22 protein-coding genes are annotated in these 22,757 nt (G+C 67.4%); 13 read left to right on the top strand and 9 right to left on the bottom strand.

The window, feature by feature from the left end; all coding sequences use genetic code 11:
- Positions 1-139: 139 nt before the first annotated feature.
- Positions 140-1,753 carry a DUF1800 domain-containing protein gene (locus ACYZGB_RS10775; RefSeq protein WP_462388206.1) on the top strand — a complete coding sequence of 538 codons (1,614 nt, stop codon included), beginning with the start codon at positions 140-142 and terminating at the stop codon, positions 1,751-1,753.
- A gap of 10 nt (positions 1,754-1,763) precedes the next feature.
- Positions 1,764-2,981: a DUF1501 domain-containing protein gene (locus tag ACYZGB_RS10770; RefSeq protein ID WP_462388205.1), complete on the top strand. Its 1,218-nt coding sequence runs from the start codon at positions 1,764-1,766 to the stop codon at positions 2,979-2,981.
- An 87-nt stretch (positions 2,982-3,068) separates the two neighbouring features.
- Here ACYZGB_RS10770 and ACYZGB_RS10765 read toward each other — a convergent pair whose 3' ends face one another.
- A complete protein-coding gene (locus ACYZGB_RS10765) occupies positions 3,069-3,986 on the bottom strand; it encodes a DHH family phosphoesterase (RefSeq protein WP_462388204.1) in 918 nt (305 codons plus the stop codon).
- Positions 3,987-4,127: 141 nt separating this feature from the next.
- Here ACYZGB_RS10765 and ACYZGB_RS10760 point away from each other — a divergent pair, with 141 nt between their 5' ends.
- Both ACYZGB_RS10760 and ACYZGB_RS10755 read left to right on the top strand, forming a co-directional pair.
- A complete protein-coding gene (locus tag ACYZGB_RS10760; protein WP_462388203.1) occupies positions 4,128-4,319 on the top strand; it encodes a hypothetical protein in 192 nt (63 codons plus the stop codon).
- A gap of 35 nt (positions 4,320-4,354) precedes the next feature.
- Complete coding sequence (locus ACYZGB_RS10755; protein ID WP_462388202.1) at positions 4,355-4,591, top strand: tellurite resistance TerB family protein; 237 nt, start codon at positions 4,355-4,357, stop codon at positions 4,589-4,591.
- A gap of 117 nt (positions 4,592-4,708) precedes the next feature.
- Here the strand turns inward: ACYZGB_RS10755 and ACYZGB_RS10750 are convergent, their stop codons facing one another.
- Positions 4,709-5,044: an ankyrin repeat domain-containing protein gene (locus ACYZGB_RS10750; protein ID WP_462388201.1), complete on the bottom strand. Its 336-nt coding sequence runs from the start codon at positions 5,042-5,044 to the stop codon at positions 4,709-4,711.
- Positions 5,045-5,199: 155 nt separating this feature from the next.
- Positions 5,200-5,793, bottom strand: a complete 594-nt coding sequence (locus tag ACYZGB_RS10745; protein WP_462388200.1) for a DUF6151 family protein — start codon at positions 5,791-5,793, stop codon at positions 5,200-5,202.
- 151 nt (positions 5,794-5,944) lie between these two features.
- Here ACYZGB_RS10745 and ACYZGB_RS10740 point away from each other — a divergent pair, with 151 nt between their 5' ends.
- Together ACYZGB_RS10740 and ACYZGB_RS10735 are read left to right on the top strand one after the other, a co-directional pair.
- The gene (locus ACYZGB_RS10740) at positions 5,945-6,754 is read left to right on the top strand and encodes a pseudouridine synthase (RefSeq protein WP_462388199.1); all 810 of its coding nucleotides are present in this window, start codon (positions 5,945-5,947) and stop codon (positions 6,752-6,754) included.
- A 68-nt stretch (positions 6,755-6,822) separates the two neighbouring features.
- The gene (locus ACYZGB_RS10735; RefSeq protein WP_462388198.1) at positions 6,823-7,773 is read left to right on the top strand and encodes an NAD(P)H-dependent flavin oxidoreductase; all 951 of its coding nucleotides are present in this window, start codon (positions 6,823-6,825) and stop codon (positions 7,771-7,773) included.
- A gap of 28 nt (positions 7,774-7,801) precedes the next feature.
- On the opposite strand, the gene ACYZGB_RS10730 is transcribed toward ACYZGB_RS10735, so the two are convergent.
- Positions 7,802-8,392 (bottom strand): NAD(P)H-dependent oxidoreductase, encoded by a 591-nt coding sequence (locus tag ACYZGB_RS10730; RefSeq protein ID WP_462388197.1) that lies wholly within the window; start codon positions 8,390-8,392, stop codon positions 7,802-7,804.
- 284 nt (positions 8,393-8,676) lie between these two features.
- On the opposite strand from ACYZGB_RS10730, the gene ACYZGB_RS10725 reads away from it, so the two are divergent.
- Entirely contained in the window at positions 8,677-9,612 is a 936-nt protein-coding gene (locus tag ACYZGB_RS10725; protein ID WP_462388196.1) for a DMT family transporter, read from the top strand.
- Positions 9,613-9,748: 136 nt separating this feature from the next.
- Positions 9,749-10,288 (top strand): DUF924 family protein, encoded by a 540-nt coding sequence (locus ACYZGB_RS10720; protein ID WP_462388195.1) that lies wholly within the window; start codon positions 9,749-9,751, stop codon positions 10,286-10,288.
- A gap of 25 nt (positions 10,289-10,313) precedes the next feature.
- On the opposite strand, the gene ACYZGB_RS10715 is transcribed toward ACYZGB_RS10720, so the two are convergent.
- Entirely contained in the window at positions 10,314-11,249 is a 936-nt protein-coding gene (locus ACYZGB_RS10715; protein WP_462388194.1) for a M14 family metallopeptidase, read from the bottom strand.
- Positions 11,250-11,350: 101 nt separating this feature from the next.
- Between ACYZGB_RS10715 and ACYZGB_RS10710 the strand changes: the two genes are divergently transcribed.
- The gene (locus ACYZGB_RS10710; protein WP_462388193.1) at positions 11,351-14,506 is read left to right on the top strand and encodes a thioesterase domain-containing protein; all 3,156 of its coding nucleotides are present in this window, start codon (positions 11,351-11,353) and stop codon (positions 14,504-14,506) included.
- 211 nt (positions 14,507-14,717) lie between these two features.
- Complete coding sequence (locus ACYZGB_RS10705) at positions 14,718-15,383, top strand: hypothetical protein (protein WP_462388192.1); 666 nt, start codon at positions 14,718-14,720, stop codon at positions 15,381-15,383.
- A 139-nt stretch (positions 15,384-15,522) separates the two neighbouring features.
- Here the strand turns inward: ACYZGB_RS10705 and ACYZGB_RS10700 are convergent, their stop codons facing one another.
- Positions 15,523-16,545 (bottom strand): OmpA family protein, encoded by a 1,023-nt coding sequence (locus ACYZGB_RS10700; protein WP_462388191.1) that lies wholly within the window; start codon positions 16,543-16,545, stop codon positions 15,523-15,525.
- Between the two features lie 239 nt (positions 16,546-16,784).
- Between ACYZGB_RS10700 and ACYZGB_RS10695 the strand changes: the two genes are divergently transcribed.
- Positions 16,785-16,928, top strand: a complete 144-nt coding sequence (locus tag ACYZGB_RS10695) for a hypothetical protein (protein WP_462388190.1) — start codon at positions 16,785-16,787, stop codon at positions 16,926-16,928.
- A gap of 134 nt (positions 16,929-17,062) precedes the next feature.
- Here ACYZGB_RS10695 and ACYZGB_RS10690 read toward each other — a convergent pair whose 3' ends face one another.
- Entirely contained in the window at positions 17,063-19,348 is a 2,286-nt protein-coding gene (locus ACYZGB_RS10690) for a putative bifunctional diguanylate cyclase/phosphodiesterase (RefSeq protein WP_462388189.1), read from the bottom strand.
- A 109-nt stretch (positions 19,349-19,457) separates the two neighbouring features.
- Complete coding sequence (gene ylqF / locus ACYZGB_RS10685) at positions 19,458-20,435, bottom strand: ribosome biogenesis GTPase YlqF (protein ID WP_462388188.1); 978 nt, start codon at positions 20,433-20,435, stop codon at positions 19,458-19,460.
- Between the two features lie 94 nt (positions 20,436-20,529).
- Between ylqF and ACYZGB_RS10680 the strand changes: the two genes are divergently transcribed.
- Both ACYZGB_RS10680 and ACYZGB_RS10675 read left to right on the top strand, forming a co-directional pair.
- Positions 20,530-20,781, top strand: coding sequence for a hypothetical protein (locus ACYZGB_RS10680; RefSeq protein WP_462388187.1), 252 nt, complete (start codon positions 20,530-20,532; stop codon positions 20,779-20,781).
- 68 nt (positions 20,782-20,849) lie between these two features.
- Positions 20,850-21,020, top strand: coding sequence for an oxidoreductase-like domain-containing protein (locus tag ACYZGB_RS10675; RefSeq protein WP_462388254.1), 171 nt, complete (start codon positions 20,850-20,852; stop codon positions 21,018-21,020).
- Between the two features lie 140 nt (positions 21,021-21,160).
- On the opposite strand, the gene gshA is transcribed toward ACYZGB_RS10675, so the two are convergent.
- Positions 21,161-22,687 carry a glutamate--cysteine ligase gene (gene gshA, locus ACYZGB_RS10670; protein ID WP_462388186.1) on the bottom strand — a complete coding sequence of 509 codons (1,527 nt, stop codon included), beginning with the start codon at positions 22,685-22,687 and terminating at the stop codon, positions 21,161-21,163.
- Between the last annotated feature and the right edge of the window lie 70 nt (positions 22,688-22,757).

The raw sequence follows: 22,757 nt of genomic DNA, 5'->3' as shown, positions 1-22,757 counted from the left end.
CGGTTCAGCGACGGAGCGACAGCCCTTGTAAACAAGCTCCGGGGCGTTTGTGTCGCGCAGGTAAAACCCGCGCAGCAGGCTTGCACGCCGCGTTGGAGCGGAGCACCATGCGCCCACTGCCTGCCCCCAAGCGCACTCCATGAACGCTCCTTCCGCCCCGCCCCACGGCCCTCTTCAACGCCGCACCGTGCTCGCAGGCCTGCTGGGCATGGCTGCCACCGCCCCGCTGGGCCTGGCCCGCGCCGCCACCCCGGCGGGTACCGCTGGCTGGGCTGGTGCCGACGAAGCCATGCAAGCCCGCCTGCTGGACCGCGTGACCTGGGGCAACACCGCCCAGGGCGCACAGGCGCTGCCACCGCAAGGGGTTGCCGCCTACCTGGCCGCGCAGCTGCGCCCCCCGCCCGCCACGCTGCCGCGCGCGGCCCAGGCGCAGATCGACGCGATGGCCATCACCCGCACGCCCCTGCCCGAGCTGGCCGCGCGCATGGAGGCCCAGCACCAGGCCGCCAAGGCCCAGCCCACCGAGGATGGCCGCAAGGCCGCGCTCAAGGCCTGGCAGCAGGAGATGCGCGCGCTGCAGCAGGAGGCGGCCGAGCGTTTTGTGCTGCGCGCGCTGTATTCGCCCACCCAGCTGCGCGAGAAGATGACCTGGTTCTGGATGAACCACTTCAGCGTGTTTGCAGGCAAAGGCAACCTGCGTGTGCTGGTGGGCGACTACGAGGAACGCGCCATCCGCCCCCATGCGCTGGGGCGCTTTCGCGACCTGCTGGGCGCCACCGTGCGCCACCCGGCCATGCTGCATTACCTGGACAACGCCCGCAACGCAGCAGGCCGCATCAACGAAAACTACGCACGCGAGCTGATGGAGCTGCACACGCTGGGCGTGGACGGTGGCTACAGCCAGCAGGACGTGCAGGAGCTGGCACGCGTGCTGACCGGCGTGGGCATTGCACGCCAGCCAGACAGCGACGAGCCCCCGCGCATGAAGCCCGCGCTGCGCCGCCACTATGTGCGCGACGGCCTGTTCGAGTTCAACCCCCAGCGGCATGACTGGGAGCCCAAGACCCTGCTGGGCCAGCCCCTGCGCGCCGAAGGCCTGGCCGAGGTGGACGAAGCGCTGGACCGCCTGGCCCGCGCACCGGCCACGGCGCGTTTCATCACGCGCAAGATCGCGCTCTTCCTGGTGGGCGACAAGCCGCCGCCCGCACTGCTGCAGACGCTGGCCCGCACGTTCGAGCGCACCGATGGCGATATTGCCGCCGTGCTGGAAGCGCTGTTCAGCGCGCCGGAATTTCGGGCATCGCTGGGCCAGCGCTTTCGCGACCCGGTGCACTATGTGCTGGCCAGCCTGCGCCTGGCCCATGGCGACGCCGTGCTGCCCGGCGCGGAGCCCGCACTGGGCTGGCTGCAGCGCCTGGCCGAGCCCCTGTATGGCCGCGCCACGCCGGACGGCTACCCGCTGGACGCGGCGGCATGGGCAGGCTCAGGGCAGATGTCCACGCGCTTCGAGATCGCCCGCGCCATCGGGGCTGGGGTGGCCACCGCCCCCATGCCCACCCCGCGCGAGAAGGAGATGAGGATGGCCGAACAGTCGGCATCGCAGCGTACGCCCCCACCGCTGGCGCAGAGTGCCTATGTGCGCGCCCTGCAGCCCACCTGGTCGGCCGCCACGCGCAATGCGCTGGCGCAGGCGGCATCGCCGCGCGAGTGGAACCTGCTGTTCCTTGCATCACCGGAATTCATGCACGGCTGAGGAAATCACCATGCGACGCAGACACCTTCTTCAAGCGCTGGGCACCAGCGCCCTCGGCGTGCACAGCGCCAGCGCGATGGCCGCCCCCGGCGCGCAGGACGTGCGTTTTCTGCTTGTGTTCTTGCGCGGTGGTTATGACTGCGCCAGCCTGCTGGTGCCCACGGCCAGCAGCTACTACTACGAGACACGGCCCAACATCGCCATTGCCCGCCCGGGGCAGGACGGCGGCGCGCTGCCGCTCACGCCCGACTGGGGCCTGCACCCCGCGCTGGCCGAATCGATGCTGCCGCTGTACCAGCAGCGCCAGCTGGCCTTTGTGCCCTTTGCGGGCACCGACGACCTCTCGCGCAGCCACTTCGACACGCAAGACAGCATGGAGCTGGGCCAGCCCGTGAGCGGGCGGCGCGACTACCGCTCAGGTTTTTTGAACCGGCTGGTGTCCGAGCTGAACCCACGCACCGGCAACACCCCGGCCACGGCCGCGCTGCAGCCCATGGCCTTCACCAGCACCCTGCCCCTGGTGCTGCGCGGCGCAGTGGATGTGCCCAACACGCTGCTGAGCGCGGCGGCCGGCCGCAGCGGCGTGGATGCGCGGCAGGCGCAGCTCATCGAATCCATGTACCGGGGCACGCCACTGGCCACACCCGTGGCCGAAGGTTTTGCCACGCGCGAAGAAGTGGCGCGCACCATGCAGGGCGAGATGGAGGCCGCCAGCCGCAACGCACTGAGCACCAAGGGCTTTGAAGGCACGGCCCGGCGCATGGCAAAGCTGATGCAGACGCGCTACCAACTGGGCTTTGTGGACGTGGGCGGCTGGGACACCCATGTGGCACAGGGTGCGGCCACGGGCGCGCTGGCTAACCGGTTTGAAGAGCTGGGCCGGGGCCTGGCGGGTTTTGCCGACGAGATGGGCCCGGCATGGAAGAGCACCGTGGTCGTGGTGGTCAGCGAGTTTGGCCGCACCTTCCGCGAGAACGGCAACCGGGGCACCGACCACGGCCACGGCACCGTGTTCTGGGTGCTGGGCGGCGGTGTGGGCGGCGGGCGCATTGTGGGCGAGCAGCAGGCGCTGACGGCCACCACCTTGTTCCAGAACCGCGACTACCCCGTGCTCAACGACTACCGCGCCGTGCTGGGCGGGCTGTTCGCGCGCATGTACGGACTGAACGCAGCCGCCGTGGCGCGGGTGTTTCCGGGGACCAAGGGGGCGGACTTGCGGCTGGTGTAGCTTGCGCCAATTGCTATATATTTAATAGCTATCAGCGCTTATCCATAGCGCGCAAAGGCCGATTTTTATTCAAAACCGGCGCCTGCTTCAGGCGTTGAAGGTGCCAGAGAGCAGCTCGGGCAGGCGCTCCACCTTCATCTTGAAACCGCAGGCCTGCGCATGCCCGCCGCCGCCCATGCTTTCGGCCAGCGCGATGCAGTCAAAGTTGCGCTGCGCACGCAGCCCCACCTTCACACCTTTTTCGCCCGCGCTCCACATCAGCGCAAAGGTGCCGGTCTTGGCCGAGAGCATGTCGCCCACCAGGCTGTGGAACATACCGGGCGCATTCACCATCAGGCCCGCAATGCCGTTGAACACCAGGGGCTGCGCGCCCTCGGCGATGTCGGCGCAGAGCTTCTTGTACTTCTCGTCCATGGCCGCGCCGCGCACCATGAACTGCGCGAGCTGCTCGGGGCTGAAGGTGGCAATCTCGCTCCAGCGCGCAAAGTCCTGCGTCTCCATGTCGAGCGCCGACAGGAAACGTGCGCTCTCTTCAAACTCCCACTTCCAGATGTCGCGGTCTTCCACATACTGCAGCAGCGCCGGGATGGGGGTATGCGGGTGGAAGAACTCCCAGGCCAGGCGCGCGCCCGACTTGCTCATGTCAAAGTGCACCACGCCGCAGCGGCAGGCAAAGCCAGTGAGCTTTTCGGCCGCGCTCTTGTGGTGGTCCAGCATCACCAGCTTGGCGGCGCGCTCGTCAATGGCCTGCAGGATCTCGGCCGAGAACGAGAAGTCGAGGATGTAGACAGTGCGGCCCGCCACGGGCGGCAGGTCGTCCACCGAGAGCACATCGCCATGGTCCAGCCCCCGGTACTCGGCGCTGTCGCCGTAATACAGCCAGGCAGCCAGCGCCGCGCCAAAACCATCGGGGCAGTTGCGCCCGTGGTACAGGATCAGCGGCGCGGGGTCGTTCTTGTCGGGGGCAACCAGCAGTTGCAGGGGGAGTATGGTTTTCTTCGTCATGACCCCCAATTGTCACCGGGGCAGTAGTCAGCCACGAGCGCAAAGTGCGCAACCGCCTGCGCGCACGGCGGGAACCAACCGGCGCGGCCACACCTCCACCCCCTTGCGCCACACAGAGAAAGCCCTCCCCAAAGGCCCCCGATGTTCCAAACCCTCAAAGACCTGTTCGACAGCTTCACGCAGCCCACGCCGTCACAGTCACCCGCCGAGCGTGCTCACACCGTGCAGCTGGCGGCCGCCGTGCTGCTGGTGGAGGTGGTGCGATTTGATGCCGCCATGGACGACGCCGAGCGCACCACCGTGGTGACCGCCTTGCGCAGCAAGTTGCGCTGAGCGACGACGAACTGGCCCGCCTGCTGGAGCTGGCCGTGACCACATCCCAAACGGCCTACGACTACCAGCGCTTTACAAGTAGCCTGAACACACACTTCACGCAGGACCAGAAGATCCAGCTGGTCGAAGCCATGTGGCAGGTGGCCTATGCCGATGCGCGCCTGGACGAGAACGAGATGCACACCATCAGCAAGGTGGCAGGGCTGCTGCATGTGACGCATGGGGAGTACATAGCGGCCAAGATGCGGGCAAGGGAAATAAGCCCCCCCTGAGTCGCTTTGCGCCTTCCCCCCGAGGGGGGACGCCGCCCGTGCGGCGGGACGCCCCTTGCACGGCGGCCGCTGGCCTGCGCCGCGCGGGCTCTACGGATATGGGCCCGTGCTTGGCGCCTACACCGGCAGCCAGCGCCACCAGAACGGCTTGCGCTCTTCCTTGGCGCCCTGTGCCTGCAGCAACGTGATGAACTCGGTGCGCCGATAGCGGCGCGCGGCCTCCAGCGGGGTCATGTCGTCAAAGTCTGACCGCAGCCCGGGGTCGGCGCCGTGAGCCAGCAGGTATTGCGCGATCTCGCTGTGCCCATGGATCAGGCTGGCCACCAGGGGCGTGCACAGAATCTCGGGGTGCTGGTAGTTGGGGTTGACGCCCGCGCTGATGTGGTGGCGCACCAGCGCCAGGTCTCCCGCCACGGCGGCGGCGTACATGTCTTTCCAGTCTCCTGCCGACATGGGGTCTCCTTGTTGTGTTTTGGGTTCGGCGAAGAGCGCAGCGCTGACCGATGCACAAGCGGCCCGGCCCGGGGCCCCGCAGCGAACCGTCGGCATTCTGGCACGCCCCGGCGCGAGGTTGGTGGGGCCGGGAGCCCATGCACCCGGCGCAGCGGCTACACCGCTGCCATGGCCCGCCCCCGCTCGGCGGCGGACAGCACACGCACGGCCACCACAGGCGAGCCAGCGGCCGTGAAGAACGGTGTGCGGCGGTAGCTGCCGGTGAATCGCGCCGCCGCAATGCGGGGCATGAAGCCCAGCAGCGCCCTCAGCTGGCTCCAGCCTGTGCGAGGCGGCGTGCCCTTGGCGCTGGCGGTCTCCAGGTGCATCTGCACTGGCACAAACGCAGGCGCAAGCGGTGCGCCGCCCGCCCGCAGGCACAGATGGACCAGGCCCACATAGGGCATGCGCCAGTCGCGCCCCGTATTGGCCAAGGGGGTGTTGCAACAGCGCGCGTACCAGCGCAGCAAGCCGCCTTCGGACAACGACAGGCAGGCCAGCTGATCGATGCCACTGCTGAAAGACACGTTGCGGGCATGTGTGCCCACCACCTCGGTACCGGCCAGGGCGTCCAGCGCCGCGTCGGCCTGGCCCAGGTGGTGGGCATAGGCCTGGCAGTCCCGGCAATAACAGATGGCGTGGATGGCGGAGCGCGTGTCGGCCACTTCGCCGACGACCTTGGCACACTGGCATTGAAAGCGATGGATCATGAAGCCCCCTCTCTGGTGGACCGGGAGCTTATCGCCCCTGCTGCCAGAATCTGTCAGCAGTGTGCGGGGCCATGTAGTAAAACGGCGCGCGCGGCATCCCGGCCCGTGCGTGCTGCCTGCATTTTTCCTGCCACCCTTCCCGCTTTCTTCCATGCCCCCTCCCCTGCACATCCTCTGGCGCGACGAGCACTTGGTGGCCGTCTACAAGCCTGCGGGCTGGCTGGTGCACCGCACGGGGCTGGACGCGGGCGAGACGCGGTTTGTGATGCAAACCCTGCGCGACCAGCTGGGCCAGCATGTGTACCCCGTGCACCGGCTCGACAAGGGCACCTGCGGCGTGCTGGTAATGGCGCTGCACAGCGATGCGGCGCGGGCACTGTCACAGGCATTCGAGCACGGCGCCACGCACAAGCGCTACCTGGCCATGGTGCGCGGCTGGGCGCCCGAGGCCATCGAGGTGGACCACGCCTTGAAGCCCGACGATGCCCCGGCCGATGCGGCAGTCCAGGACGCCCACACGCGCTTTCGGCGACTGGCGCAGCTCACGCTGCCCGAAACCAGCGACACGCGTTTTGCCACCACCCGTGCCTCGCTGGTCGAGGCCATCCCCACCACAGGGCGGCGCCACCAGATCCGCCGCCACCTCAAGCACCTGGCCCACCCCATCATCGGCGACGCCACGCACGGCAAAGGCCCGCTCAACCGCTGGTGGGCCGAGCGGCTGGGACAGCAAAGGCTGTGGCTGCATGCGTGGCAGTTGACGGTGCCGCACCCGGTGTCGGGGGTGGCGATGACGTTTGACAGCGGGCTGCCATGGCCGGGGCCTGCGGGCTGGGGGCCTGGGCACAACATGGCAGAGGATGCCAACCTCAGCCTCAGCGCCATCCCCAGCGCCGACTGGCAGCGCCTGTTTGAACGCTTGCCGTGGGAAGAGACTGCAGAGAACCCACCAACCCCGTAACGCGGGCGACACGGCAGCCACACCTCCGTAGAAATAATGGGCGCTCCAAAAATCAGGAGACTCCGCCCATGACCCCACCCGCCACCAACCGCGTCCTCGCCCACACCGGCGCGCGCTACCCCATCATCCAGGCGCCCATGGGCTGGATCGCGCGCACGCCGCTGGCCTCGGCCGTGTCCCGCGCGGGCGGGCTGGGCATCATCGAGACGTCCTCTGGCGAGACGGCCAATTGCCAGGCCGAGATCACGAAGATGAGCGTGCTCGGCCTGCCGTTTGGCGTGAACCTGCCCATCCGCTTTTTGAAAGACGACGCCATGCTGCGCTTTGTGTGCGCGTCGGGCGTGAAGTTTGTGACCACCTCGGCGGGCAGCCCGGCCAAGTTCATTGCGCCGCTCAAGGATGCGGGCATCACCGTGTACCACGCGGTGCCCACGGTGGACGCGGCGCTCAAATGCGTTGACGCAGGCATCGACGGCCTGGTGGTCGAAGGCGGTGAAGGCGGCGGCTTCAAGAACCCTGAAGAAGTCTCCACCCTGGTGCTATTACAGGCCATCCGCGCGCAGGTGGATGTACCGCTGGTGGCCGCGGGCGGCATCTGCGACGGGCGCGGCATGGCGGCGGCCTTTGCACTGGGGGCAGAGGCGGTGCAGATGGGCACAAGGTTTGTGAGCTGCGCCGAAAGCCCCGTGCACGCCAACTACAAGAACGCCATCGTCGATGCGGGCGTGACCGGCACCTGGATGCTCAACACCAAGGCCAGCCCCTGCATCCGCGCGCTCAAGTCGCAGCGCACCCAGGCCATCCACGAGGCAGGCCTGATGCCCGCCGACAGCTTTGCGGGCATCCAGCGCGTGTACTTTGACGGCGACATGGAGGCCGCGCCTGCACTCGCAGGGCAGACGGCCGGGCTCATCGACTCTGTCAAGACAGCCCAGCAGATCATCGAAGACACGGTGGCAGAGTTTTTTGCGATCAGCCAGCGCATGGGCGCCCTGGCAACGGCACGGGCGTTTGGCTGACGCAGCCTCCTGCCAAGGGCAGGGGGAGCTACGCGGCCTTGGCCCCGAGCGCACGCATGCGTGCCTTCCACTTCGCCACGCCCGCATCGCCCAGTTGCTCCACATGGCCGACCAGGGTTTCATGCACGGGTGCAATGCCCACAAAACCCAGGATGTTGCGCTCCAGCGACTTCACGCTGTGTGCGCGGAAGTACCAGCGGTACACCAGCGCGGGCATGCCCATGGTGACCACCACACGCGCGCTGCGGCCGGTGAGGCCCTTGCGGCCAAACGTGTTGCCGCCTTCGGTGCTGAAGGCAAACCCGGGCCGCGCCACCTGCTCCAGAAAGCCCTTGAGCAAGGCGGGCATGTCGCCCAGCCACAGCGGGAAGAACAACACGATGTGCTGCGCCCAGCCGATGTCGGCCTGCGCCGGTTTCAGCGAGGCGGGCAGCAGACCCAGTTCCCACTCGTGCTGGCTGCGCAGCAGCGCAAAGTCGATGGTGGCAACATCGATCTGGCGCACCTCGTGCCCTGCAGCAGTGGCGCCGTCGGCATAGGCCTGGGCCAGCGCATGGCACAGGTGGGGCGCCTGGGCGTCGGGGTGGCCTTGTATCAGCACGATGCGGTGGGGGCCCATGGTGGCGATCTCCTGGGGCGAATCGATCCTTGAAAAGATCGCAAGCAGGTTGTGAGACTCTACGCCTCTTGCGGCCGTTGAGCACGCCCCGGCCCAACCGTCCCCACAGCCGCCATCAACGGGTTGCGTGCGCTACACTTTTTGGCCCTGCACACACCCTGCGCCCACAAGGCTTTGGGAAACACCCATGCACCGGCCACCCTCCCCCTCCAGCACCACGCCACCTCTGCGTGCCGCCCAGCGCCCACGGGCCCTGGCCCCCACAGCCACCACCCAAGGCACCCATGTCTGAGCCCGACACCCGTGCCCCGGCGCTGCCCGTGCACCCGGCACACTCCAGCACCACAGCCTCATCTGGCAATCTGCGCGGCATCGTCGCCATGGTGGCAGCAGTGGGCTTCTTCTCGCTGATGGATGCGCTGCTCAAGACGCTGACCGCCCACTACCCGGCCATGCAGGTCGCCGCGCTGCGGGGCTGGGCCGCACTGCCGCTGGTGGCCTTGTATGTGCTGTGGCGTGGCGAAGTGCCCCGGCTGCTCCAGGTGCGCTGGCCGCTGCACCTGCTGCGCGGCGGGCTCAACGTGGCCATGCTGGCGCTGTTTGCGTTTGCCATCCGCGAGCTGGCGCTGGCCGAGGCCTACACGCTGTTTTTCATCGCGCCGCTGCTGATCACCGCGCTGTCTACCGTGGTGCTGCGCGAACGCGTGCGCGCCGCACACTGGGTGGCGATTGCGCTGGGCATGGTGGGCGTGCTGGTGGCGCTGCGCCCCAGCCAGGAGGCGTTCTTCACCCTCGGCGCGCTGGCAGTGCTGGCGGCGGCGGGCTGCTATGCGGTGTCGGCCATCACGGGCCGCCTGCTCACCCGCACCGATTCAAGCGCCAGCCTGGTCTTCTGGACCACCACCCTGCTGGCGCTGGGCGCAGGCACGCTGGCCTGGCCGCAGTGGGTGGGGGTGGCCCAGGCGCACTGGCCGCTGGTGGCCGGGCTCGCCGTGACCGGGTTTGTCGGCCAGCTGGCCATCACCGAGGCGTTCCGCCACGGGCAGGCATCGGTGGTGGCGCCGTTTGAATACACGGCCCTGGCCTGGGGCATGGGGCTGGACTGGGTGCTGTGGCAGACCGTGCCGGGTTACAGCACCCTGCTGGGGGGCGCCATCATCATCGGCAGCGGCCTGTATCTGGTGCGCCAGGAGCGCACACAGGCCGTGGTGCCGCCCTGACGGCGGCGCCGCCGCTGCACCATCGCCTGCGCCTGCGCCTGCGCCTGCGCAGCAAATACTACAAATTCAATAGCAATCAAACGAATACCAGAGCGCGGAAACGGCCTATTTTTCTCATTAAAAGGACACCCAGCCCATGCAAGCCCACGACATCCTGCACTTCTGGTTTGAAGAGCTCACGCCCGCGCAGCACTTTGCCCAGAGCGATACGCTGGACGCGCTGATTCGCACCCGGTTTGGCGCCACCTGGCATGCCGCGCAACAGTGCGAGCTGTGGGCCTGGCGCGCTACGCCGCAGGGGCGCCTGGCCGAGATCCTGGTGCTGGACCAGTTCTCGCGCAACCTGCATCGCGGCTCCCCCCTGGCGTTTGCGCAGGATACCCAGGCCCTGGCACTGGCCCAGGAGCTGGTGGCCGGGGGCCACGATGCGGCGCTGACGCCCGTGCAGCGCGCCTTTGCCTACATGCCCTACATGCACAGCGAATCGGCCGCCATCCACGCACAGGCTCTGGTGCTGTTTGACCAGCCGGGGCTTCAGAACAACCTGCAGTTTGAGGTGCGCCACCGCGACATCATTGCGCGCTTTGGGCGCTACCCGCACCGCAATGCGGTGCTGGGGCGCAGCTCCACGCCCGAGGAGCTGGCGTTCTTGCAGCAGCCCGGTTCGTCGTTCTGAACCACCGGGCTGCGCTGCGCTCCCGTCAGATCGGCCGGGTCAGGTACACCGCCTCACGCCCCACGATGGGCTCGCGCGTGGGCATCATCACCGTGCAGTCGTCGCACAGCGCGCGGATCTCGTGCGGGCCATCGGTGGCGATGAGTTCGCTCTGGGCAAACACCTCAAAGCCCTGCACGGGTCGCGCAAAGCGAAAGTCTGCGGTGCGCACCATGCAGGTCTCCAGCAGCTCGTAGCGGCGCTGCGCCTCTGGCGCGGGCCGGTCGGCAAGTGGGGCGATCAGGCCAAAGTGCGCCAGAAAATCCTGCGCCACCGCTGTGGCCACATCGGCGGCCGATTGCAGGAAATGCTGGCCGCACTCCACCACCAGGGCCACGCCCGTGCCATCGGCCTGGCCGTGGCGGCCATGCTGGATGAGCGGCGTGCCCGAACCCAGACCGCTGGGCATCACCAGGTGCACGGGCGGGCGGCCCAGGGCCAGTGCGGCCTCGGCGTTGCGCGGGTAGGCGGGGTAGACCCAGAACGGCTGCACATCCTGGCTGGTGGAGTGGATGTCGAGGATGTGATCGGCCGCTGCCACCACCGGACGCAGGGCGCGGGCACGTTGCAGCTCGGGGCTGTCTGCGGTGCCGTCCAGCTCGGCCGCCGACCACACGCGGTTGAGGTTGTGCACCAGCTGGCGGCTTTCAAACGGGCGGCTCGGGTCAAACGACTCGTAGGCGGCCACGTTGGCGAAGCTGATGGTCAGCGTGCCGATGAGGGGGCGCACACCCGTGTCCAGCAGGTGCGTGGCGGCCACCATGCCGCAGATCTCGTTGCCATGCGTGAGGGCGTTGATGAGCACATGCGGGCCCGGCTTGCCGGACTCGAAGCGGTGCACATAGTCGATGCCCACATTGCCCTGGCGGTAGGCCGAGAGGTCGCGGGGCAGGACTTCAAAAACAGGCGGGTTCTGGGACATGGGGGGCAATTGATAAGACAACACATCATTGTCTGCGCAAAGCAGAAACCGCGTGGCCTGCGTGTACGATGCCCCGCCACTGGCACCACACTCCAACGCCCATGCCCACTGCCCGACTTTGCCCGCTGGCCGATGTGGCCGCCCTGATCCCCGCCGACTGCTGGATGGCCGAGCGCCTGGCAGAAGACCCCACCGCGCTGGCCGATGAAACCGTGCTGTGGATCACCGGCGACGTGCAGTGGTCCGAGCTGCACCTGGACGCCCCCCTGGCCAGCGGCAGCCCGCAGCGCCGCTGGTGGCAAGGCCTGCAAACCGGCACGGACAACACGCCCATCCCCCGTTCGCTTTTTCTCATCCTTGTGGACGGCCACCTGCAGATCGACGGCGCACTGACCTGCGACGACACCGACGGCGCCACCCACCTCATCGTCACTGGCAACGCCCAGGTGCACAACGCCGTGATCGGCGGGCAACTGGTGCATGTGCAAGGCGCACTGCGGGTGCAAGACCTGCTGTGGGGCCACTACAACCACGGCGAGCTGCGCGTGCACGGCGGGCTGCGGGCCCGCGTGGCGTTGTTCACCGACGAATACCACCTGCACATCGCAGGCCCCGAGCAGGTGGAGTTTCTGCTGGACGAGGTGCGCCCCGTGCCGCACCTGGCGGAGTTCTCTGGCGAGGTGCTGGCCGCCGTGTTTGCCCCCGAGTGCCACAACAGGGCGGACGCGGGCGAGGACGGCCTGGCCGCCATGCTGCACCGCCCCCAGGTGGTGGCCGCCGTGCGGGCTGGCGACAGCGCGGTGCACAGCAGCGCAGACATCCAGGCCGCCTGGCCGCTGGCGCACGACCTGTGCGCCGACAACAGCATCAGCGTACAAAACATCCTGGCCGTGGTGCACACGCCAGTCATCGCGCACAAAGAACACAAGGCCTATGGCTGGTTCCAGCAGACCGACTTCTCGATCTGCCAGCGGCATGTGGACGAAGACGGCGACCAGCGCGACGACAACGTATTCATCACTGTCTGGAAAACCTGGGACTTCTACCTTTCGGCCGTGCAAACGCCTGCGCCCCAGGGCCTGCTGCAGCGGCTGGCGGCCACGCTGCTGCGCCGCGACGTGCCCACCACGCCGCAGCTCACCCTGCTCTACCGCCGCTACAGCCAGGGCGAACCCGGCGAATGGCAGGCGCTGGCCGAGGGTACTGACCCCGAAGCCTGGCGGGCCTGCCAGACCGCGTGGCGCGGCGTGCTTGACTACATGCGCAAGGCCGTGGGCCAGCACCGCGCGCGCTACCCGCTCTACCAGCGCCTGGTGGCCACGCTGACAGCCGAGCGCATCGAATCCCTCACCACCCTGCCCGTGTTCACCGACCAATACAACGACTGGTGGGACAGCGACCGCAACGGCTGGTGGGAGGGCGACATCTGGGTGGGCGCCCGCCAGCCCTGCATGCACGACGGCGAGCCCTGGGGGCGCGCGCTCAAGCTCAGCTGGCACAACGGTGACGACGCACCGGGCGACGACGAAGACAACGCCCACAGCGCCTACCAGATCAACATCGACGAGGCCCGCGACGGCCCTGCGGTGGTTGAGTTCACCTACGCACAGCGCCAGAACGACAGCCGCGCCCCCTTGCCCCGTGGCGCGGCCGACCAAATCGCCCGCCTGCTGCGCTTTTATGGCGCGGTCGAGGCCCGCATCCGCACCCAGGCCGAGCAAGAGGCCGCCCGCCAGGCCGAGGCGCGGCGCATCGAGGCAGACGTGCACCTGCTGGCCACCCCGCCCCTGGCGGCCGATGTACCCGATGTGGCGGTCTTCCCGCTGGAGCTGATGGAACTCTCGGCCCAGTGGCAGGCCGACGGCCAGGCCTATGTGGCCGCCGTGCGCGCACACCAACTGGCCCAAGACAGCCCCGAGCCCACGGCGGGCGATGAGGCAGCGACGGACGGCGAGAGTGACGACGACGAGGAAGAAGAGGACAACACCCTGCCCCCCGACCCGCGCAAGGCCGCCGCCCCCACCGTGCTGCAGCTTGCACGCGTGGTGCACCGGCATGCCGATGCCGACCTGGGCGAGCGCTTTCGCCAGCGTTTTGCGTTTGCCCCCGATGCCTTTGTGCAGCGCGCGGCCAATGCAGGCTGCTTTATCGGCCCGGTGATTGCGCTGGACGACGGCCGCGTGCTGGCGCGCATTGGCCCCGCCTACGACGACACCGCGCACTGGGTGGCTGTGCAGGGCCCGCACCACCAGCCCCTGCCCGCACTGCACGGCCTGGGCCGATCCCACAACCGGCGCATCTTTGCCCAGAGCGACGGCCAGCAGATCACCACCCACCAAGGCTTTGGCGGCCCGGTGATTGCGCGTTTTGCCCTGCCCCGTGGCAACGAAGGCCTGCCACCCCATGTGCCCGTGGCGCCAGGCCCGCTGGGGCAGCGCTGCGACGAACTCATCCCCTTCAACGACGGTCAGCGCGTGCTGCTGCGCAACCCGACCGGCATCTACCTTCTCACGCCCACGACCAACGCCGGCAGCGACGGTGGCGGCGTGCAACGCCTGCACCCGCAAACCTTTGACGAAGACGGCCCCTACACCTGGCGCAAGAACCAGATGGACGAAGAGGCAGGCGGCCAGACCGTCACCGTGCTGGCCCTCGACATGCTGCACATGGCCCTCTCGCCCGACGAACGCCACATCGCCGTGGGCGACCAGGACAGCAGCCACATCCTGCTCGACGCTCAGGGCACCCTGGTGGCCGAATACGACCCGCAGTCGTCCTACCCGCACCACGCAGTGTTCTCGCACGACGGCACACGCCTGTTCGCCAACTCCTGCCATCTGTACTGGGGCAGCACGCTGTCGGCGCCGCTCTCGCCACTCGCTGCGCAGGGGCCGCAAGACGCGCCACAGCATGCGCCCACCGACGCAGAAGACCTGCCCACGCTGGACGGCCGCTGCCGCGTGTACGCCTCGGCCACCCAGCCCGGGCTCGCTATCCTGGGCGACGCCGACGGCTACCTGCACGCCATCAGCGACGACGGCCAAGCCCTGTGGCGCCACCACATCGGCAGCACCATCAGCGGCATGGACATGGCCCCCGACGGCAGCGTGCTGTGGGCCGCCAGCTACGGCGGCTACCTGGTGCGGCTGGAGCGCAGCGAGGCGGGCATGGACCCGTACTCGATTGGGACCTCGCCGTATGTGGAGACCAGCCGGTGGATTTTCTGGGGGGATGAGGCGGGGCCGGTGCGGTGGTAGGGGATGCAACGGGGGCCTCTGGGTATTCACGCTCAACCAGCTCACTCACGACAGTCAGCTCGGAACCGCCCCGCCGGATTTCACGGATTCACATGCTTGAATACGCGAGCGGCATTGCGACTGCAGACCCAGGCGACAAGCCACTCATTTGCCCGTATATCCCGCCCATCCAGCAGGTTTGCGAAGTACATTCAATTTGACTGCCTAGAACATGCCTCAGCACTACGACATCAGGTCGGCCACATTCGACGAATTTGTCGAATTCATGTTCGACCGCGAGGTCACCCCGTATGTGGAGAATGCCAACCCTGCCTCGCGTCCGTGGTACTGGGACGCTGACGTGAAGTTCACTCCTCAAAAGACATTAGCCTTCTACATAAGGCTCTTTTCAGAGCCCGAATTCCTGCTTAACCGCTACACGGTGCCCCAACTCGAGCAGGCCTTTTGGGCCATACCCAGCTGCAACATAGATTGCTCTGTCGCACATCTCATTTGGAACACCAGACTGTCGTTCGAGATGCGCGAAAGCTGCGTCCGCTCAATGTACGAACTGTATGCACGTCTGTTCGCAAAGGAGCCGCTTGAAAATTCATCGGACATGTGGTGGGACTCGCTGGCATATGACTGGCACTGCGGTATCCGCCTTCGCGCCAATGGCGGAGAGGATATGGCCATGCAAGATGTGATGTTCGAAACTCTGGTCCGGATCCTGAAACTACCGCAGGAGCATTGCCAGGGGGCAGCGCTTCACGGACTCGGCCACTTGCATCATCCTGAGACAGATATGGCAATTCAGTGCTTCCTCGCTGAGCGCCCCAACATCGACCCTGAACTGAAAGCGTACGCGCTCTCAGCAGCTAAATTTGAGGTCTTGTGAATGCAATCTCCGTTGGCAATCAACACGAAAGTCCCATTGATCTGCTTTCGCCAGTGTGCTGTCCGCTGCTCATTTCTACATTGAAGCACCCTGCGTCGTTGTTGCCATAGGAGCCCCCCACCGAGTAATGCCAGCGCCCCTACTGCGGCACCAACTCCACCCGCCGATTCTTCGCCCGGCCTTCATCACTGCTGTTACTCGCCACGGGCGCGAGCGACGCCACCCCATTGCCCACCAAGCGCCCCCCAGCAATGCCGTAATCCTTGGCCAGCGCCGCAGCCACCGCATCGGCGCGGCGCTTGGACAGGGCCAGGTTGCTGTCGAAGCTGCCTACGCTGTCGGTGTGGCCCACCACGTGCAGTTTGACGGTGGGCTCGGCCTTGAGGAAGGCGGCGATCTGCTCCAGCGAGGGCTTGGACTCGGGCTTCACGTCGGCCTTGCCGGTGTCGAACAGGATGCCGTAGATGGCGACCTTGCCGTTGGCGGTGATGGACTTGCTGATGTCGGACGCACTGACCACCACCATGTTCTGCTCCATGGCCTTGGTCTCCAGGATGTCCACGGCGATGTAGGCGCCTTGTTTGGACTTGTAGGTGGCGTCTTCCTTGGGCCAGTCGATGGAGACTAGGCGCACGGTGGTGTTGCCCTTCTGGAAGGTGCCGGTGCGCACGGTGCTGGCGTCGGCGGCATACATCACGTATTCGCTGCGGTTGTTCTTGATGTTGTCGCGCTGGCCGCTGCTGAAGTTGGCCAGGAAGTTGGTGTAGCTGCCTGCAGCGCTGTCGCGGGTGGAGTCGTAGAGCGCGGTGAAGCCGCCAGCAGCGAGGTCGTTGGCGTAGTTGCGGAACAGCTCCAGCGACCGCGTGGCGCCCGGCGCCTCGTACCACAGGCGAGTGAGTTTGCCTTCGAGCGCCAGCGGGGGCTGCGCATAGCGGCGCTTGTGGGCCTGCAGGTCGAACTCCTTGAAGGTGGAGGTCTGGAACTCCACAGCGTCGAAGTTACGCACCTCGTAGCCCACGATGGTGCTGCCGCCAAAGCGCTTCACGGCCGGGTGGTCCTTGGCGCCGGGCAGGTCTTGCGCTGCGGCCGGTGCCTGGCTGGCCAGGGCCAGGAAGCCGAGGCACAGCGATGCGCCCCATTGGCGAAACAGTGTCTTGATCATGAACGCTCTCCGGTTGACTGCGTGGGTGCCAGTTGGCGACGCCATGATAGGAGAGGCCCCGGCCGCACACCACCCTGCGTGCGCGCACCCCGGGCCCGCTGCCCGGGCCTTTCGCGCAAAACGTCACGGATTGGCGCGGGCGGTGTCGCGCCCGGCGCAGGCCCAAAGCACACGAAACACGCCGGTTTGTGCCGTACCATGCAGCACGGTCCCATCCCGAGACTTTTCAAGGAAATCCCATGGCCAAAGGTGAACAACGCAGCAACAAGATGGCGAAGAAGCCCAAGAAGGACACATCGCCCCCCAAGGAACACAGCGGCTCTGACCGCCCCATGCCGCCCATCACCAGCGTGATGCCCAAGGGCAAGGACAAGAACAAGTAGCCCGGCAGGGGCGCCGCGCCCATGGTTGATTGCTACCAATTGAGTAGCAAAAATTCCTTTATCAGCGCGCGCAGACGGCCTTTTTTGCTTGTATTTCTGCGATCAGCCCCCCCCCGACCCGCCCCCAACGCCCCTTACCGCAGCGCCTCGGCAGGCACCAGGCGGGCCAGCCACTGCGTGTCGGGCTCGGGCCGGCCGAAGAGGTAGCCCTGGTACACGATCTCTGGCGCGCGCTGGCTCAGGAAGTCGGCCTGCGCCTGGGTCTCAACCCCTTCGGCCACCACACGCAGGCCAAAGTGGCGCGCCACCGACAGGATGCCTTCCACCAGCACGCCGTCGTCGGCGTTGGTGGGCGCCTCGTGCACAAACGAGCGGTCGATCTTGATCTCCTGGATCGGCAGGCGCTTGAGGTAGGCCAGCGATGAATAGCCCGTGCCGAAGTCGTCGAGCGAAATGTCCACGCCCAGCACGGCCAGCTCGCGCATCTTGGCCACGGTGTCGTCAAAGTCTTCGATCACCAGCCCTTCGGTCACCTCCAGCGTCAGCAGCCGGGGGTCGGCCCCGCTGGAGGCCAGCAGCGCACGCACCTGCGGCACAAAGCCCGCCTGCCGAAACTGGCGCGCGCTGAGGTTGACCGACAGCCGCAGCCGCCGCTCGCGGAACGCGGGCTGTGCCAGCAGCCCGCAGGCATGGGTCAGCACCCACTCGCCCAGGCTCACGATGAGGTCGGACTCCTCGGCGATGGGGATGAATACACCCGGCGGCACCAGGCCGTCGCGCGGGTGCTGCCAGCGCACCAGCACCTCGGCCCCGGTCAGCCGGCCCTCCACGTTGACCTGCGACTGCAGGTGCAAACGCAGCTCGCCCGCGCCAATCGCGTGGCGCAGCTCGCGCTCCAGCCGAAAGCGCTGCTCTGCCGCTTCGCCCATGCCCTGCTCAAAAAACGCGGCCCGCCCGCCACCTGCCTGCTTGACCCGGTGCAGGGCCATGCCGGCACGCCGCAGGGCGTCGTGCGCGCTGTCACCCGCGCTTTGTGGGTACAGGGTGATGCCCACGCTGGCGCCCAGCTGGGCGTCCTGCGCATCGCCCTCCAGGCGCAGGGGGTGCAGCAGGGTGGCCTGCAGCTTGGCGGCAAAGGCCAGCGCATGGCGGCTGGCCAGGGAGACATCCACCCCCAGGCCGTGCAGCACCACGGCAAATTCGTCGCCCGCCACCCGCACCAGCAGGCTCTGGGCGGGCAGGATCTCGGACAGGCGCAGGGCCACGGCGCACAGCAGGCGGTCGCCCATCTCGCTGCCGCGCGCGTCATTGAAGGTGGTGAAGCGGTCCAGGTCCAGCAGCAGCAGCGCGTGCTGCATGGAGGGCGAGCGGCCCACGCGGCCGTGCAGGGTCTGCAGCCACTCCATCAGCGTGGAGCGGTTGGGCAGGCCTGTGAGGTTGTCGAAATGCGCCAGGCGGTGGATTTCGTCGGCCGCGCGCTTGCGCTCGGTGATGTCCTGCTTGAGTTCCACATAGTGGCTCACGCGGCCATCGGGCTGGCGGATGGGGGCCACCACCACCGACTCGATCAGCGCCTGCCCGTCCTTGCGGTAGTTGACCTGCTCGCCCGCCCAGCTGTCGCCCCGCGCCAGGGTGGTACGCAGGCCCTCGCGCTGCGCGGGTGCAAGGCCGTTGCTTGAATACTCGGAGGACGCGCGGCCCACGACTTCTTCGCGCTCGTAGCCCGTGCGGCGCACGAAGGCGTCGTTCACGTACTCGATGTCTTCCCGCAGGTCGGTGATGACGATGGCCTCGGGGCTCTGCTCCACGGCCCGCAGCAGCTTGCGCAGCGAGGCCTCGCTGGCCGCGAGGTTCGCGGCGGTCTGCTGTGCCTCACGCACACGGCTCATGTAGCTGCGGCGCGAAAGCAGCGTGGCCGCCGCAGTCAGCGCCAGGATGCCCGCCAGGTACACCGCCCCGGCCATGCGGTTGGCCACCTGCACCGGCTTGAACATGCCCAGAATGTCGGCCCAAATGAACCCCAGAAACAGCAGTGCCGTGAGCCCCACCAGCGCAATCGTGGCACGCGCGCCCAGCAGCCAGCCCGCCAGCACAACGATCACGGGGTAGGTGAGAAGGTTGGGGCCGTTGACGCCGCCATTGCGTGCCGCCACCAGCGACACCGACACCCACACGCCCCACACCAGCAAATGGGTGGCCAGCGTCCAGCGCTGGCGGCTTGCGAGCCACAGCGCTGCAGCCCCCACCATGGACGCCACAAAATTCAGCCCCACCCGCACTGGCGCCATGGGTTCGTCGAACATCAGCAGCACGCCGATGGAGCCCGCCAGCAGCATCACGGCCCAGCCTGCGACCCGCACCAGGTTGCGCGTGATGGCATCTTCGTAGTCAGGCAACGGAACAGCAGAAGCTTCGGCCATGGCAACGGGAGGTGGAGGGGAGGAACCCATCCTAACCGCAGCTCTCGCAAACGCCTACCAGCAAAATGCCTGCGGTGGCACGCCTTGCCCCGGCCCCCTCGGGGACGGGTCAGTCTGCGCTGTCTTCGCTGCCCGGGGCCGGTTCCCGCACGCCCGAGCCCTTGCCCTTGGCCTTGGCGCGGGCGTCTTTCTTGGCCTGGCGCTTGGCATCTTCGGCCAGGCCCGCAGCGCGCCAAGCTTCAAATTCGGCGGGCGTCTCCAGCGTGATGCCGCCCAGAATGGCCGAGCGGAAGTCCGTCATCACGATCTCGGCCGTCTTCTGCAGGTTGACCCGGCCACCGCCCAGCATGGCACCGCGTTTTCGGCCAATGGCTTCCAGCAGTTCGTCGTCCTGCATGGTTGCCATGGCCCCGGCGGGCAGGCCCAGCTTGTAGCGCGCCTCCAACAACGGGGCGTAATTCTGCTGCAGGCGGCGCAGCAGCTCCAGCGCCACCAGTTCCTCGTCGTAGGCATTGCGACCCACGGCGCCGCTGGCGGCCAGGTTGTAGCCACTTTCGGGCACGATGATGCGCGGCCACAGCATGCCGGGCGTATCCCACAGGTAGAAGTCATCGGCCAGCGTGATGCGCTGCTCCAGCTTGGTGATGCCGGCCTCGTCGCCCGTCTTGGCCTGGCGCTTGTTGCTGAGCGTGTTGATCAGCGTGGACTTGCCCACGTTGGGCACGCCGCAGATCAGCACGCGCATGGGCTTGGCCATGCCGCCCCGGTTGGGCGACAGCAGGTGGCAGGCGTCGATGAGCTTGCGCGCAGGCGCGGCGTCGGACGCATCGAGCGGCACGGCGCGTGTGTCGCTCTGGGCGTTGTACCAGTCCACCCACAGGGCCGTGCGCTCGGGGTCGGCCACATCCTGCTTGTTGAGCACCTTGAGCGTGGGCTTGTGGCCCGTGATCTCGGCCAGCAGTGGGTTGGCGCTGGAGCCGGGCAGGCGCGCGTCCAGCACCTCGATCACCACATCAATGTCCTTGATGCGTTCGGTGATGGCTTTCTTGGTCAGGTGCATGTGACCGGGGAACCACTGGATGGCCATGATGCGGGGTACTTTCTTGTGTTTTTAAGACTGTCAGAGGGTGGCAAGGATAATCGCGCTCTTTGCCGCCACCCGCCACAGCGCTTTTTCTGCCATGCCTGCACCCACCGACAAACCCCGCAACGCCGCCGCCCGCAAGGCCGACAAGGAGCTGCTCTTCAAGGGCGTGACCTGCGCCCTGATTGGCCTAGTCATCCTGCTGGCGCCGTATGTCGCCCGCTCGGACAGCGTGCGCGAGCTGATGGCGCAGGCCACGCTGGTGGGCTGGTTTGCGCTGGTGCTGGGCATTGCTTTTGGGGTGCTGTACGGCGTGCGCCGCGCCCAGGCCGGGCGCCGCCAGCCGTGACGCAGGCTGTGGCAGCAGACCGCTTCACCGCCCCGGCCCGCGCTGTGGACGGTGCCTCGGCCCAGGCCATGTTTTCCGCCTTGCAGCAACATGCCGAAGAACTCGGCATCACGCTGCGGGCACCACCGCCCGAGCCCACCACCTGCTGCGGCCGGGGCTGCAATGGCTGTGTGTGGGAGGGGTTCCTGGACGCTGCGGAATATTGGCGCCAGGAGGCTTTGCTGCAGCTGTCAGGCTAAAAACTCAAGCCCAACAGGCCGTTACCGCCCGATGGACAAGCGGTTTAAGCTATCAAATCAATAGCAATTGGCATCTACAGATGCATCTACCGATGCATCTGTAGAGCGCCTGCAGAAATGGACGCCTGCAGCTTCTTGCGTCAGCCCAGCTCCTTCACCGCCATATATTGCTCGCGCCATTCCTCAAACGGCAGCGTGTCCGCCGCCTCGATGGCCTTCTGCGCAGCGATGGACTCTGCGGCCATGGCCACGTAGCGCGCCTGTTGCGCGTCTGACCAGGGCAGGCCCAGCAACGCGTCGCGCGCGGCCATGGACTGCTGGCGCGCAAAGGACTCGAAGCTGTGGTGGTGCTGCTGCGTGATGTGGTCGAGCACGCGGGCCGAGGGCGTCCGCTCGGGCGCGGCCATGAGCGCGCGGGCGTCACGCAGCGCGGCGCTGTAGTCGTCGGTGCCGTGGGTGGCGTCCAGCGCGGCGGCCAGGGGTTCGCAGGCGGTCAGCACCTCACGGCCCCAGTCGGTCAGCAGCACGCTCTGGCCATTGCGCGTGAGGTGCAGGCCACTTTCGCGGCCGCGCTCGGCGGTGAGGTGCTGGTTCTGCTTGAGCTCGGCGATTTCCTCGGGCGTGTCCGGAGGGCTGTCGGACAGCAGGCAGTGCAGCAAAAACACATCCAGCAGGCGCATGGTGGACGCCGTGATGCCCACGGGCACGAAGGGGTCCAGGTCCATCAGGCGCACCTCGACGTATTCCACCCCGCGCTCGCGCAGCGCGTGCAGCGGGCGCTCACCCGTGCGCACGGTGCGCTTGGGGCGGATGGTGCCGTAGAACTCGTTCTCGATCTGCAGCAGGCTGGTGCCCAGCTGGTTGTAGTCGCCGCCGGGGTTGCGCACACCCACGGTTTCGTAGGCCGGGTAGGGTTTGGTCAGCGCCTCGTGCAGCGAGTTGGCGTAGCCCGTGAGGCCGTTGTAGCTCACGGCCAGCGTGGCCTGGGCATCGCTCTGGTAGCCCAGGCGGCCCATGCGCAGCGAGGTGGCGTGGGGCAGGTACAGCGCGCTGCCGCCTTGCATCTGCTGCAGGCCATGCTGGCGCCCTTCCACAAAACAGGGGCACAGCGCGGGCGAGGCGCCAAACAGGTACAGCAGCACAAACGCGTGGCGGCGGAAGTTGCGGATGAGCGAGAAATACTGCTCGCTCGTCACGCCGGGCAGCGACCAGTTGTAGTGGATGCCCGAAATGGTCTGCATGCGCCGCCCGTAGCGGTGGCCCAGGCCCATGCGGTACACACTTTTGGCGCGGCCCACGTTGGAGCTGCCGTAGCGGCCAATCGGGATCGTCTCGTCCGTGGGCAGCCCGCAGGGCATGCTGGAGGCCCAGAGCAGCTCGCCGCCGCTGTCCTTGAGAGTGTGGTGCACGAACTGGTGCACCTCGGTCAGCTCATCCAGGCAGGCCAGCACGCCCTTGTGGGCGCCGGTGATGAGTTCGAGCTGGGACTCGCTGTAATCGGTGGTGATCAGCGGGTGCGTGAGCGCCGAGCCCAGCGCCAGCGGGTGGGGCGTAAGCGCCAGGCCGCCCGTGGGCAGCACCCGAAGGCCTTCCTTTTCAATGCCGCGGCGAATCCCCCCCAGGGCGTCCGCCGGGTAGGCGGCCAGTCTCTCGTGCAGTTTGCTCATATGTTTATACCGATCTAACTTCTGTCGGCCCGGAACTTAGCACGTTGAGCGCTGGCCCGCCTCAGGGGAA

The sequence above is a fragment of the Acidovorax sp. Q11 genome, assembly GCF_054950075.1.
The sequence above is the reverse complement of the archived record's forward strand: the minus strand, read 5'-3'. Positions and strand labels throughout refer to the sequence as shown.

Excerpts from the sequence above, each read along its gene's own strand:
- ACYZGB_RS10775 (WP_462388206.1), top strand. The coding sequence starts at position 140 with ATGAACGCTCCTTCCGCCCCGCCCCACGGCCCTCTTCAACGCCGCACC.
- ACYZGB_RS10770 (WP_462388205.1), top strand. The coding sequence starts at position 1,764 with ATGCGACGCAGACACCTTCTTCAAGCGCTGGGCACCAGCGCCCTCGGC.
- ACYZGB_RS10765 (WP_462388204.1), bottom strand. The coding sequence starts at position 3,986 with ATGACGAAGAAAACCATACTCCCCCTGCAACTGCTGGTTGCCCCCGAC.
- ACYZGB_RS10760 (WP_462388203.1), top strand. The coding sequence starts at position 4,128 with ATGTTCCAAACCCTCAAAGACCTGTTCGACAGCTTCACGCAGCCCACG.
- ACYZGB_RS10750 (WP_462388201.1), bottom strand. The coding sequence starts at position 5,044 with ATGTCGGCAGGAGACTGGAAAGACATGTACGCCGCCGCCGTGGCGGGA.
- ACYZGB_RS10745 (WP_462388200.1), bottom strand. The coding sequence starts at position 5,793 with ATGATCCATCGCTTTCAATGCCAGTGTGCCAAGGTCGTCGGCGAAGTG.
- ACYZGB_RS10740 (WP_462388199.1), top strand. The coding sequence starts at position 5,945 with ATGCCCCCTCCCCTGCACATCCTCTGGCGCGACGAGCACTTGGTGGCC.
- ACYZGB_RS10735 (WP_462388198.1), top strand. The coding sequence starts at position 6,823 with ATGACCCCACCCGCCACCAACCGCGTCCTCGCCCACACCGGCGCGCGC.
- ACYZGB_RS10730 (WP_462388197.1), bottom strand. The coding sequence starts at position 8,392 with ATGGGCCCCCACCGCATCGTGCTGATACAAGGCCACCCCGACGCCCAG.
- ACYZGB_RS10725 (WP_462388196.1), top strand. The coding sequence starts at position 8,677 with ATGTCTGAGCCCGACACCCGTGCCCCGGCGCTGCCCGTGCACCCGGCA.
- ACYZGB_RS10720 (WP_462388195.1), top strand. The coding sequence starts at position 9,749 with ATGCAAGCCCACGACATCCTGCACTTCTGGTTTGAAGAGCTCACGCCC.
- ACYZGB_RS10715 (WP_462388194.1), bottom strand. The coding sequence starts at position 11,249 with ATGTCCCAGAACCCGCCTGTTTTTGAAGTCCTGCCCCGCGACCTCTCG.
- ACYZGB_RS10710 (WP_462388193.1), top strand. The coding sequence starts at position 11,351 with ATGCCCACTGCCCGACTTTGCCCGCTGGCCGATGTGGCCGCCCTGATC.
- ACYZGB_RS10705 (WP_462388192.1), top strand. The coding sequence starts at position 14,718 with ATGCCTCAGCACTACGACATCAGGTCGGCCACATTCGACGAATTTGTC.
- ACYZGB_RS10700 (WP_462388191.1), bottom strand. The coding sequence starts at position 16,545 with ATGATCAAGACACTGTTTCGCCAATGGGGCGCATCGCTGTGCCTCGGC.
- ACYZGB_RS10695 (WP_462388190.1), top strand. The coding sequence starts at position 16,785 with ATGGCCAAAGGTGAACAACGCAGCAACAAGATGGCGAAGAAGCCCAAG.
- ACYZGB_RS10690 (WP_462388189.1), bottom strand. The coding sequence starts at position 19,348 with ATGGCCGAAGCTTCTGCTGTTCCGTTGCCTGACTACGAAGATGCCATC.
- ylqF (WP_462388188.1), bottom strand. The coding sequence starts at position 20,435 with ATGGCCATCCAGTGGTTCCCCGGTCACATGCACCTGACCAAGAAAGCC.
- ACYZGB_RS10680 (WP_462388187.1), top strand. The coding sequence starts at position 20,530 with ATGCCTGCACCCACCGACAAACCCCGCAACGCCGCCGCCCGCAAGGCC.
- ACYZGB_RS10675 (WP_462388254.1), top strand. The coding sequence starts at position 20,850 with ATGTTTTCCGCCTTGCAGCAACATGCCGAAGAACTCGGCATCACGCTG.
- gshA (WP_462388186.1), bottom strand. The coding sequence starts at position 22,687 with ATGAGCAAACTGCACGAGAGACTGGCCGCCTACCCGGCGGACGCCCTG.